The sequence below is a fragment of the Streptomyces sp. NPDC002144 genome (genome assembly GCF_053593695.1).
In genome coordinates this window covers 42,438-54,565 of the sequence record NZ_JBSFDB010000050.1, presented here as the reverse complement: position 1 = coordinate 54,565, position 12,128 = coordinate 42,438, and the positions used below count along the sequence as shown (strand labels likewise).

Sequence of the window (12,128 nt, the reverse complement as noted above, 5' to 3'; positions counted from 1 at the left end):
GCGAGCTTCCAGACCACCCTGTCCAACTTCGCCGCGCTCGGCGTCGACGTACAGATCACCGAACTCGACATCGCCCAGGCACCCGCCACCGCCTACGCGAACACGGTCAAGGCCTGCATGAACGTGGCCCGCTGCACCGGTATCACCGTGTGGGGCATCCGGGACAGCGACTCCTGGCGGAGTGGGGACAACCCCCTGTTGTTCGACGGCGGAGGCAACAAGAAGCCCGCCTACGACTCGGTCCTGACCGCGCTGGGCGGCAGCGGGGGCGGCAACTCGGGCGGCATCGTCTCGGGGACGGTGTACTCCTTGACCGACGTCGCCGCGGGACGGGCGCTGGATGTTCCCGGCGGGCAGACGGCGAACGGCACGTCTGTGCAGGTCTGGGACACCCATGGCGGTGCGAACCAGCAGTGGCGGGCCAGCCAGAACAGTGATGGCTCGTACACGCTGACGAATGTCGGCAGCGGGCGGGTTCTGGACGAGCCGGGTGGTCAGACGGGCAACGGCACGCGGATGGAGATCTGGGACACCAACGGCGGGGCGAACCAGCACTGGCGGGCGAGCCTGAACGGCGACGGTTCGTACACCCTTACCAATGTCGCTTCCGGCAGGGCGCTCGAGGTGCCGGCGGGACAGACAGCCAATGGGAGCCCCGTCCAGGTCTGGGACTCCAACGGTGGCTCGAACCAGCACTGGCGTCTCGGGTGAGGTGATCGGCGCCCGGTAGGGCCCTCGGAGCGGACACCCGCGCCCGGTACGGCGGTCGTAGCGGACGCGGGTTCCGGCATGCCCTCAGACAGTGCGAACAGGCGCTATACATGGGATGTATCAAGTGATGAATCGCCAAGTGCTGTCTATTGACAGTGTGTTGGGCCTGTGAGATCACTATGCGACATGGGATGTATGACTGTTCCCTGTGCGTGCTTGCGGGCGCGCCGACAGGAGCGGTCGACACCCCTTCCCAACGCTCTCGGACAGGCACGGCACTCTCCGTCCCCTTCCCCCGCAGACGCGAGGACACAGAATGCAGCCTTCATCCGCTCCGCCTTGTCACCCCACCGCTCGCGCGTCGCGCTTATCGGCGGCCGCCGCCGTATGCGTGATGGGACTGCTGGCCGTGCTGCTGGTGAACGGGCCGACATGGTCCGCGCCGGCGTCGCCGGCCCCCCTGGTCGGTTCGGCGTCGGGCCGGTGCCTGGACGTCAAGGGCAACGTCGACACACCGGGCACGACCTTGGACATCTGGGACTGCAACGGCCAGGCCAACCAGGCATTCCAGCCGACCTCGGCCGGCGAGCTGAGGACGATGAACGGCACCCGGTGCGTGGACGTCCTGGACGGGCGGACGACGCCCGGAGCCCCCGCGGTCATCCGCTCGTGCGACGGCCGGGCGACCCAGGTGTGGCGGCAGAACCCCGACGGGTCCGTCACTGCTGCCGCGTCCGGTTTCTGCCTCGATGCCGACGGAGCGGGCACGGCCAACGGCACCGCGGTCATCCTGTGGACCTGCAACGGCCAGGGCAACCAGAAGTGGACCACGCCCGCCGCCCCGCCCCCGCCCGGTGGGTCGGGTCCGTGCGACATCTACGCCGCGGGCGGTACCCCGTGCGTCGCCGCGCACAGCACGGTGCGCGCCCTCTACGGCTCGTACAACGGCCCGCTGTACCAGGTGAGGCGTAGTTCGGACAGTGCGACCCGGGACATCGGCGTGCTGGCGCCGGGCGGCTTCGCCGACGCCGCGGCCCAGGACGCGTTCTGCGCAGGCACCAGTTGCGTGATCACGGTCGTCCGCGACCAGTCCGGGCACGGCAACGACCTGTGGTACCAGGGCTCCGCCCAGGTCCCGGGATCGAGCCAGAGCAGCCCCGCGAAGGCGACCTCCGAGTCGCTGACCGCCGGGGGCACCAAGGCGTACTCGCTGTACATCAACCCCGGGAACAGCTACTGGCGCGACGGCCACCTGACGGGCGTGCCGACCGGTGCGGCACCCGAAGGGGCGTACATGGTGACCAGCGGCACCCACGTCAACGGCGGCTGCTGCTTCGACTACGGCAACAGCGAGACGACCCGGAAGGCCGACGCCGCCGGGGCGATGGACGCCATCAACTTCGGCACCGAGTGCTGGTTCGGCGGCTGCTCGGGAAGTGGCCCCTGGGTGCAGGCCGACATCGAATGGGGGCTGTACTCCGGTGGGAGCCAGTCCTGGAACCCCGGTCAGCGGGCGTTCACCGGCAGGTTCGTGACCGCGATGCTGAAGAACAACGGCACGTCGAGGTTCGCTCTCAAGGGTGGCAACGCCCAGTCGGGCGGTCTGACCACCCTGTGGGACGGCGCGCTGCCCGGCGGATACAGCCCCATGAAGAAGCAGGGGGCCATCGTCCTCGGCAGCGGCGGCGACTGCTGCAAGCCCGGTGGTGGCGCCAACCTGAGCGCCGGCACCTTCTACGAGGGAGCCATCGTCGCGGGCTATCCCTCCGACGCGACCGACAACGCGGTGCAGGCCAACGTCACGGCCGCCGGCTACCGCTGAACGCCTGTCAGTTTCCGCCCTCCGGTCCAGGAGTAGATGCCCCATGCCCACTTCCCCTCCGCTGCCCCCATTGCCGTCCCTGCGCAGAATCCTGGCGCTCACCTTCGCGGCCGTGCTGCTCGCCGTGGCAGCACCCCTGCTCGCCCTCGGCACGGCACACCCCGCCGCCGCCCTCGGCAACGGACTCGCGCCGACCCCGCAGATGGGCTTCAACGACTGGAACGCGTACGGCTGCAATGTCTCCGAGTCGCTCATCAAGTCCACCGCCCAGGCGATGCACACCAACGGCATGCAGGCCGCGGGCTATGCGTACGTCAACATCGACGACTGCTGGATGACCCACAACCGTGACTCCGGCGGCCACCTGGTGCCGGACCCGGCCAAGTTCCCCGACGGCATCAAGGGCACCGCCGACTACGTCCACTCCCTGGGCCTGAAGCTGGGAATCTACGAGGACGCGGGCACCGCCACCTGTGCCGGATACCCGGGCAGCCTCGGCCACGAGAGCACGGACGCGCAGTCGTTCGCGTCGTGGGGTGTGGACTACCTGAAGTACGACAACTGCAACAACACCGGAGTGCCGGCCCGGACCCGGTACACCGCGATGCGGGACGCGCTCGCGGCCACCGGCCGACCGATCCTGTACAGCCTGTGCAACTGGGGCCAGGAGAACGTGTGGACCTGGGGCGCCGACGTCGGCAACAGCTGGCGCACCACGGGAGACATCAGCCCGACCTTCTCCAGCATGCTGTCGATCTTCCACAGCAACGTCGGGCTGGCCTCCTACGCAGGCCCCGGCCACTGGAACGACCCGGACATGCTGGAGGTCGGCAACGGCTCGATGACGGCGACCGAGAACCGCAGCGAGTTCAGCCTCTGGGCGGAGATGGCCGCGCCGCTCATCGCCGGCACCAACATCCCCCAGGCGAGCGCCGCGACCCTGGCCACGCTGACCAACTCCCGGGTGATCGCGGTCGACCAGGACCCCCTCGGCAAGCAGGGCACCATGGTGTCGTCCGCCGGCGGACTGGACGTGCTGGCCAAGCCGCTGGCGAACGGGGACGTGTCCGTCGCGCTGTTCAACGAGACCGGCTCCACGGCGACCATCACCACCACCGCGGCCGCGATCGGGAAGACCGGCGCGTCCTCCTACACCCTCACCGACCTCTGGTCGGGCGGATCGTCCACGACCTCCGGCACCATCAGCGCCTCGGTACCGGCCCACGGCACCGTCATGTACCGGGTCGCGGGCGGCACCAGCGGCGGCGGGGGCACCGCCGTGACAGGGGCGCTGCACGCGGTCGGCGCGGGCAAGTGCCTGGACGTACCCAACTCCACCACGACCGCCGGCACCCAGGTGGAGATCTGGAGCTGCAACGGCGGCGCCAACCAGACCTGGACGCACACCGCCTCCGGTCAGCTCACCGTCTACTCCGGCACCGGTCAGATGTGCCTGGACGCCTACAACAACCAGACCACGCCGGGCACGAAGGTGGAGATCTGGCAGTGCAACGGCCAGAGCAACCAGCAGTGGACGCTGAACTCCGACGGCACGATCACCGGTGTCCAGTCCGGCCTGTGTCTGGACGTGACCGGAGGGGCCACGACCGACGGAAGTCTCGTAGAGCTCAGGACCTGCACCGGTAGCAGCAGCCAGCGATGGACGCTGGCATGAACCGCCTCCCGGCCGCCATTCTGATCGCCCTGGTGCTGGCGCTGGCCGCGCTCGGCACACCGGCGTTCGCGACGTCCCCGCGAACCATCGTGCCCGCCGCCGCGGAGCTTCCGTGCGACCTCTACGCCGCGGGCGGCACACCGTGCGTGACCGCGCATTCCACCACCAGGGCGCTCTTCGCCTCGTACAACGGGCCGCTGTACCAGATCCAGCGGTCCTCCGACCACGCCTACCGCGACATCGGGCTGCTCTCCGCCGGCGGGTACGCCGACGCCGCGTCCCAGGTCTCGTTCTGCGCCGGCACCTCGTGCACGATCACGAAGATCTACGACCAGACCACCCGCCACAACGACCTGCCGATCTCGTGGGGCGGCTACTGGAAGGGACCCGGCCCAGGCGGATCCGACGTGGGAGCCGATGCCATGGCCCTGCCGGTGACCGTGGCCGGCCACCAGGTCTTCGGCGTCAAGGTCACACCCGGGGTCGGCTACCGCATCGACCACGCGAGCGGCGTCGCCACCGGCTCCCAGCCCGAGGGCATCTACATGGTGACGTCGTCGAACTACACCAACCAGTGGTGCTGCTTCGACTACGGCAGCGGCGAGAACTCCCACACCGACACCGGCAACGCCACCATGAACGCCATCTACTGGGGCAACGCCTGCTGGTTCAACGGCTGCACGGGTACCGGTCCCTGGGTCGAGGCCGACCTGGAGAACGGCATGTTCCACACCAACACCGGCTCCAACAAGGACCCGAACAACCAGGGCGTGCACTACCCGTTCGTCAGCGCGTGGCTGAAGAACAACGGCACCAGCAACTTCACCCTGAAGTACGGCAACGGCGCCGCCGGAGGCCTGACCACCACCTTCTCCGGCCCCCTTCCCAACGGCTACTCACCCATGAAGGTCGACAGCTCCGTCCTCCTGGGTACCGGCGGGGACAACAGCGTGTCGGGGCAGGGCGAGTTCTTCGAGGGCGCGATGACGGCGGGTTACCCCTCCGACGCCACCGAGAACGCCGTCCAGGCCGGCATCACCGCCGCCGGGTACGGGACGTCGGGCGGCGGGAGCGGTACCACCGGTGCGCTGCATGCGGTGGGCGCGGGCAAGTGCCTGGAGGTACCGGGCAGTTCGACGACACCGGGCACGCAGACGCAGATCCGGGACTGCTCCGGCGGGGCCAACCAGACCTGGTCCGAGAGCACCTCCGGTGAGCTGACCGTCTCCCTCGCAGGCAACCGCCTGTGCCTGGACGCCTCCGGGCAGGGCACCAGCCCCGGCACGAAGGTCATCACCTGGACCTGCAACGGCCAGAGCAACCAGCAATGGACGCTCAACGCGGGCGGCACCGTCACCAGCGCCCTGTCCGGGCTGTGCCTGGACGTGTCGGGCGCCGCCACCGCCAACGGAACGCCCGTGCAGCTGTGGACCTGCAACGGCCAGTCCAACCAGAAATGGACGCTGAACTGACCCCGTGCGCCCATGCGCCCGACTCCGGGGCGGCGGCCTGCCATCGTCGCCCCGACCCAGGAGGACCCGATGAGGATGAGAGCGAGATCCGGCCTTGCGGCACTGGTGAGCGGCATCGTCTTGGCACTCGTCATGGCGCTGCTGGCGACGGCCCCGAGCCAGGCCGCCGCCGGCACGTCGCTGCGCGTCGACCTGGCCTCGCCCCGGGGACCGTCGACCGGCGTGGGGGAGGGGTTCCTCTACGGCATCAGCCAGGACGGCACCCAGCCCGTCGACCAGTTCCTCCAACCGCTGGGCATCAACGCGTTCCGCGGCGGCGGATGGTTCTCCGGCGGCTGGATCAGGGACGGCTACCAGTACGGGTCCGCGACCCGGGCCGACCTCGACTCGATCACCGCCCAGGCCCGGCGACTCACCCGGCCGCCCTACCACGCGCAGTACCAGGTGCTGGTCAGCGACATCTACGGCGTCAACGGCGGCCAGCCCTCGAACACCAGATACCCGTGCGACAACGGCGACTGCTCGAACTGGATCAGCTTCATCGACGCCACGGTGGGGGCCCTTCAGACGTCAGGGCTCACGTTCTCCTACGACATCTGGAACGAGCCGGACATCTCCGTGTTCTGGACCCGGGGTGTCAACAGCGCCCAGTACTTCCAGATGTGGGACACCGCCTACCGGGAGATCCGGCGCATCGCCCCCGGGGCGCGGATCGTGGGGCCGTCGCTGGCGTTCACCCCGCAGCGCAACCCGGCGCAGTGGCAGACCTGGCTCGCGCACGTCAAAGCCGCCGGCACCGTTCCCGACATGATCAGCAACCACAACGAGGGTGACGTCGACGACCCCGTCACCGTCGCCCAGAGTCTGCGCAACGCCCTGAGCTCGGCGGGCATCGGCCCGCTGCCTCTGTCCTCGAACGAGTACCAGCCCGCCGACCGGCAGACCGCCGGTGTGACGGCCTGGTACCTGGCCCGGTTCGCGCAGTCCGGATACACCAACGCCATGCGCGGCAACTGGGTCTGCTGCGTCACGCCGAACCTGACCGGAGTGCTGACCCAGAGCGGAGGCACCTGGCAGCCGACCGGCAACTGGTGGGCGCTTCGGGACTACGCCGACATGACGGGAACCCTGGTCGACACCTCCGGGCAGATCGGCTCCACGGCCGTGGCCGCCTCCGAGGACTCCACCGCCAAACGCGCCGTGGCGCTCATCGGCGACTCCAACGGGTACACCGGCGCCGCGTCCGTGACCTTCGACGGACTGTCCTCGGTGCCCTGGCTGGCGAACGCGGGCAACGTCCACGTCACCGTGCACCGCATCCCGGACCAGGCTCCGCTGAGTGCGCCGCAGACCGTGTACGACCAGACCGTGAGCGCCTCCGGCGGCTCGCTCACCGTGCCGCTCACCTTCCAGGCAACGCACGACGCGTTCGCCGTCTACCTGACCCCGGCCTCCTCCGGCGGCACGGGCTTCCCGGACGGCTACCACCAACTCGTCGTCGCCGACGACAACCTGTGCCTGGACGTCTACGGCAACTCCACCGCCGTGGGCGCCGTGATCGACCAGTGGACCTGCAACGGGCAGGACAACCAGCGGTTCCTGTTCGTGCCGGCCTCCGACGGCTACGGCGAACTGCGTGCCCAGCACTCCGGCCAGGACGTGGCGGTCGCGGCCAGTTCCACGACGGCCGGCACCCCGGACATCGTGCAGCAGGCCCCCGGCACCGCCGCCAACGCCCTCTGGCTGCCCGTGCGCCAGTCGGACGGCTCGTACACCTTCCAGAACCGCAACAGCGGCCTGTGCCTGGACGTCTACGGCGCCGGCAGCACCGCGGGACAGCAACTGGACCAGTGGCAGTGCAAGAACGCGCCGGGCACCAATCAGGACTTCCTCGTCCGCTGATACCGCACCCGACGCGGATCCCACCGACCTGCGAAAGGAACCCCCACCGTGTCAGCACTCAGACGGCTGCTGCGTCGCCTGCGCGCCTCGACGGCCGTGGTCACCGGCCTGCTCCTGGCCGTCGGCGGCCTGGTCGGCACCGTCGCCTCTCCGGCCCACGCCGCCACCTCGATCACCATCAACGGCGCGTCCACGGGGCGGACCTTCGACGGCGTCGGCGCGATCAGCGGAGGCGGAGGCAACAGCAGACTCCTGATCGACTACCCCGAGCCCCAGCGCGGCCAGATCCTCGACTACCTCTTCAGGCCCGGCTACGGGGCCTCGCTGCAGATCCTCAAGGCCGAGATCGGCGGGGACACCAACTCCACCTCCGGCGCCGAGCCGAGCCACCAGCACACCCGTTCCGACCTGAACTGCGACCGGGGCTACGAATGGTGGCTCATGGAGCAGGCCAAGGCCCGCAACCCGGACATCAAGCTCTACGGCCTGGCCTGGGGCGCGCCGGGCTGGATCGGCGGCGGGAACTTCTGGTCCAGCGACATGGTCAACTACCTGGTCTCCTGGCTGGGTTGTGCCAGACAGCACGGCCTCGCCATCGACTACCTCGGTGGCTGGAACGAGCGCGGCTACAACGTGTCCTGGTACGAGCAACTGCGCAGCGCGCTCGACTCCAACGGCTACGGCAGCGTCAAGATCGTCGCGGCCGACTCGGACTGGACCGTCGCCAACGACGTCAACTCCAACTCGGCGTTCGCCGCCGCGGTGAGCGTCATCGGCACGCACTACCCCTGCGGTTACCGCTCCTCCCAGTCCAACTGCTCGGTGCCGTCGGCCGCCACGACGTCCGGCAAGCCCCTGTGGGCCAGTGAGAACGGCTCGGACGACTACAACGCGGGAGCCCCCGCCATGGCCCGCGGCATCAACCGCGGCTACATCGACGGCAGGATGACCGCATACCTCAACTGGCCGGTCGTCGCGGCCATCACACCGAACCTGCCGTACCCCACCATGGGCCTCGCCCTGGCCGCACAGCCCTGGTCCGGACACTACGCGATCGGCAAGAACACCTGGGTCATGGCGCACACCAGCCAGTTCACCGCCCCGGGCTGGAAGTACCTCGACTCCTCCAGCGGCTACATCGGCGGCAACCGGAACAACGGCAGCTACGTCTCGCTGAAGTCCCCGAACAGCTCCGACTACTCCACCGTCATCGAGACGATGGACGCCGGCAACGCCCAGACCCTCGACTTCAACGTCACCGGTGGCCTGTCCGGCGCAACCGTCCACGTCTGGTCGACCGACGTCAACTCCTCCAACCCGGCCGACTACTTCGTGCACACCGCCGACATCACGCCCTCCGGCGGAGGCTTCAGCCTGACCGTGCAGCCCCATCGCCTCTACACCCTGACCACCACCACCGGGCAGGGCAAGGGCACCGCCACCGGCCCCGCCCAGGGCGCCATGAGCCTGCCGTACGGCGACACCTTCGACGGCTACACGGCCGGCACCGAGGCGAAGTACCTCATGGACTGGCAGGGCGCCTTCGAGGTGACGGCCTGCGGCGGCGGCCGCGGCGGCAGGTGCGTGCGCCAGATGAGCCCGCAGAAGCCGATCACCTGGGACGCGCTGTCCGATCCGCACGCCCTGCTCGGTGACGTGGGCTGGAGCAACTACACCGTCTCGTCCGACGTGCTGCTGGAGCAGCCGGGATACGCCGAGCTGATCGGCCGTGCGAACGGCCAGGACTACAGCAGCACCGGCGGTCTGAACGCCTACCACCTGAGGGTGAGCGACACCGGTGCCTGGTCGATCCTGAACTCGGGCGCCAACGGCACCGTCTCCACCCTCGCCCGCGGGACGACCACGGCGCTGGGCACCAACCGGTGGCACACTCTCGCGCTCACCTTCTCCGGAACCACCATCAGCGCGGTCGTGGACGGCTCCACGGTCGGCTCCGCCAACGACCGCACCTGGGCCGGCGGACAGATCGGCTACGCGACCAGCCAGGGGGAGACGGCACAGTTCGACAACCTCTCGCTCACCCCCGGAAGCGGCGGTGCAGGAGGCGGTACGACCGGCCCGATCGTCGGGGCCGCCTCCGGCCGGTGTGTGGACGTGCCCAACCAGTCGCAGACCTCCGGAACCCAGGTGGAGCTGTGGGACTGCAACGGCGGCAGCAACCAGCAGTGGACCAGCACACCGGCCCGTGAACTGCGGGTCTACGGCAACGCCTGCCTGGACGCGGCGGCCAGCGGTACCAGCCCCGGCACCAAGGTCGACATCTCGGGCTGCACCGGCGCCGCCAACCAGCAGTGGACCCTCAACGCCGACGGCACGATCACCGGCGCCCAGTCGGGCCTGTGCCTGGACGCCACCGGCGCGGGAACGGCCAACGGCACCCTGCTGGAGCTGTGGACATGCACCGGCGCCGGCAACCAGAAGTGGACACGCGAGTGACCGGCGCCGGCCGAGACCGCCCACCTCGTCACCTGCCCCTGAAGGACCCCCACATGACTGCCTCCCCCCGCCCGATCGGCCGACGCCGCCTGCTCGCGGCGACCGGCGCGGCCACGGCCGTAGGACTGCTGCGGTTCGCACCCCAGGCGGCCGCCACCGACGGCCCCGCGAGCTACACCGCGAGCTGGTCCTCCGTGGACCAGCACCCCCCGGCACCTGCCTGGTTCAAGGACGCCAAGTTCGGCATCTACTACCACTGGGGCGCCTTCAGCGTCCCCGCCTTCGGCAACGAGTGGTACCCGCGCAACATGTACATCGGCGGCTCGAACGAGAACAAGCACCACATCGCCACCTACGGCGACCCCTCGGTGTGGCCATACCACAACTTCATCGACGGCGCCCGCGACAAGGCCGGCAACTTCGTGCAGTTCGCGCCCAGACCGGCCTCCCAGGGCGGCAGTTGGGACCCCGACGCCTGGGCCCGGCTGTTCAAGTCCGCGGGCGCCAGGTTCGCCGGGCCGGTCGCCGAACACCACGACGGCTTCTCGATGTGGAACAGCCGTGCCAACCCGTGGAACTCCGTCCAGCACGGCCCCCGGCTCGACCTGGTCGCCCTGCACGCCAGGGCCATCCGTGCCCAGGGCCTGAAGTTCATGGCCTCCCTCCACCACGCCTACCACTTCAACGGCTACTACGACCACGTGCCGTCCCAGTCCGACCCGGCCCTGCGCATCCTCTACGGCCAACAGGGAACGGCGGCCGAGAACAAGCTCTGGTACGACAAGCTGATCGAGGTCATCGACGGCTACCAGCCCGACCTGCTCTGGCAGGACTTCGACCTGAACCTGGTACAGGAGTCCTACCGGCTGCAGTTCCTCGCGCACTACTACAACCAGGCGGTCGCCTGGAACACTGATGTGGCCGCGACCTACAAGGACGGCCTCGACAACAAGGGCGAGGTCTTCGACTTCGAACGCGGCGGCCCGGCAGATCTGCTCACGCCCTACTGGCTGACGGACGACAGCATCTCCTCCTCCAGCTGGTGCTACACGGTGGGCATCGGCTACTACTCGACGCAGGCGCTGCTGCACTCGCTGATCGACCGGGTCAGCAAGGGCGGCACCATGCTGCTGAACATCGCCCCCATGGCCGACGGCACCATCCCCTCCGGGCAGCAGTCGATCCTGCTCGCCATGGGGGACTGGCTCGGCCGCTTCGGCGAGGCGGTCTACGGCACCCGCTCCTGGTCCAGCTACGGCGAGGGCCCCACGAAGATGGGCGGCGGCTCCTTCAGCGGACCGGTGGCCGGCAAACCGCAGGACATCCGCTTCACCCGCAGCCAGGACAACAAGGTCCTCTACGCCACCGCGCTGGGCTGGCAGGGCGCCACCATGACCGTCACCACGCTGAACTCCAACCGGATCAACCTCACCACCCTGACCGGCGCGCAGCTGTTGAACAACGCCACCGGCACCTACGTCAACCTGCCGGCACCCACCCAGGACGCCTCCGGCCTGCATCTGACCATGCCCTCGACGAACCCGCCGTTCAACGCCCTCGCCTACACGGTCAAGCTCACCTTCTCCGGCGAGATCCCCGTCCTGGACGCACCCGGCGGTTCCACCACCTGGATGAAGATCGCCAACGTGACCAGCGGTCTGGTCCTGGACAGCGGGGGCAACGTCGCCTCCGGCTCCAACCTCAAGCAGTGGAACTACGACGGCAGCGCCAATCTGCAGTGGCAGCTGATCGACCTCGGTAACGGTTACCACCGGATCATGAACCGCGCCAACGGCCTGGCCGCCGACAGCTGGGGCAACTCCGCCAACGGCGCACCCGCCCGGCAGGAGGCGTGGAACGGCGGCAACAACCAGCAGTGGTCGTTGAACAGCCTCGGCGGCAACCGCTACCAGATCATCAACCGCGGCACCGGCACCGCCCTCGACGGCAGCGGCAGTACCGCGGTGGGGTCGACCACGGTGCTGTGGGCGCCGAACTCCAGCACCAACAACCAATGGACCGTCACTGGCGTGTGAACCACGCCGAGAACCGACGCGCACAGTCATCCCTCGAGAACGGAAGAAGGAGC

Annotated in this window: 7 protein-coding genes; all 7 read left to right on the top strand. The window is 69.2% G+C overall.

Annotated features, from left to right (window positions below):
- Nucleotides 1–711 (top strand): RICIN domain-containing protein (locus ACWCQ1_RS42765; RefSeq protein WP_451028964.1); only part of this gene is annotated, 711 nt, incomplete at its 5' end.
- Between the two features lie 394 nt (nucleotides 712–1,105).
- Nucleotides 1,106–2,533 carry an arabinofuranosidase catalytic domain-containing protein gene (locus ACWCQ1_RS42760; protein ID WP_451028963.1) on the top strand — a complete coding sequence of 476 codons (1,428 nt, stop codon included), beginning with the start codon at nucleotides 1,106–1,108 and terminating at the stop codon, nucleotides 2,531–2,533.
- Between the two features lie 43 nt (nucleotides 2,534–2,576).
- Nucleotides 2,577–4,208: a glycoside hydrolase family 27 protein gene (locus tag ACWCQ1_RS42755; RefSeq protein ID WP_358608838.1), complete on the top strand. Its 1,632-nt coding sequence runs from the start codon at nucleotides 2,577–2,579 to the stop codon at nucleotides 4,206–4,208.
- Nucleotides 4,205–5,680 carry an arabinofuranosidase catalytic domain-containing protein gene (locus ACWCQ1_RS42750; RefSeq protein ID WP_451028962.1) on the top strand — a complete coding sequence of 492 codons (1,476 nt, stop codon included), beginning with the start codon at nucleotides 4,205–4,207 and terminating at the stop codon, nucleotides 5,678–5,680. The genes ACWCQ1_RS42755 and ACWCQ1_RS42750 overlap by 4 nt, the downstream gene beginning before the upstream one ends.
- 69 nt (nucleotides 5,681–5,749) lie before the next feature.
- Nucleotides 5,750–7,582, top strand: coding sequence for an RICIN domain-containing protein (locus ACWCQ1_RS42745; protein ID WP_451028961.1), 1,833 nt, complete (start codon nucleotides 5,750–5,752; stop codon nucleotides 7,580–7,582).
- A 48-nt stretch (nucleotides 7,583–7,630) separates the two neighbouring features.
- Nucleotides 7,631–10,039, top strand: coding sequence for a ricin-type beta-trefoil lectin domain protein (locus ACWCQ1_RS42740; RefSeq protein WP_451028960.1), 2,409 nt, complete (start codon nucleotides 7,631–7,633; stop codon nucleotides 10,037–10,039).
- Between the two features lie 53 nt (nucleotides 10,040–10,092).
- The gene (locus ACWCQ1_RS42735; protein ID WP_451028959.1) at nucleotides 10,093–12,075 is read left to right on the top strand and encodes an alpha-L-fucosidase; all 1,983 of its coding nucleotides are present in this window, start codon (nucleotides 10,093–10,095) and stop codon (nucleotides 12,073–12,075) included.
- The last annotated feature ends 53 nt before the right edge of the window (nucleotides 12,076–12,128 follow it).

Bases quoted from the DNA above. Each gene is read 5' to 3' on its own strand.
- ACWCQ1_RS42760 (WP_451028963.1), top strand. From the start codon at position 1,106: ATGGGACTGCTGGCCGTGCTGCTGGTGAACGGGCCGACATGGTCCGCG.
- ACWCQ1_RS42755 (WP_358608838.1), top strand. From the start codon at position 2,577: ATGCCCACTTCCCCTCCGCTGCCCCCATTGCCGTCCCTGCGCAGAATC.
- ACWCQ1_RS42750 (WP_451028962.1), top strand. From the start codon at position 4,205: ATGAACCGCCTCCCGGCCGCCATTCTGATCGCCCTGGTGCTGGCGCTG.
- ACWCQ1_RS42745 (WP_451028961.1), top strand. From the start codon at position 5,750: ATGAGGATGAGAGCGAGATCCGGCCTTGCGGCACTGGTGAGCGGCATC.
- ACWCQ1_RS42735 (WP_451028959.1), top strand. From the start codon at position 10,093: ATGACTGCCTCCCCCCGCCCGATCGGCCGACGCCGCCTGCTCGCGGCG.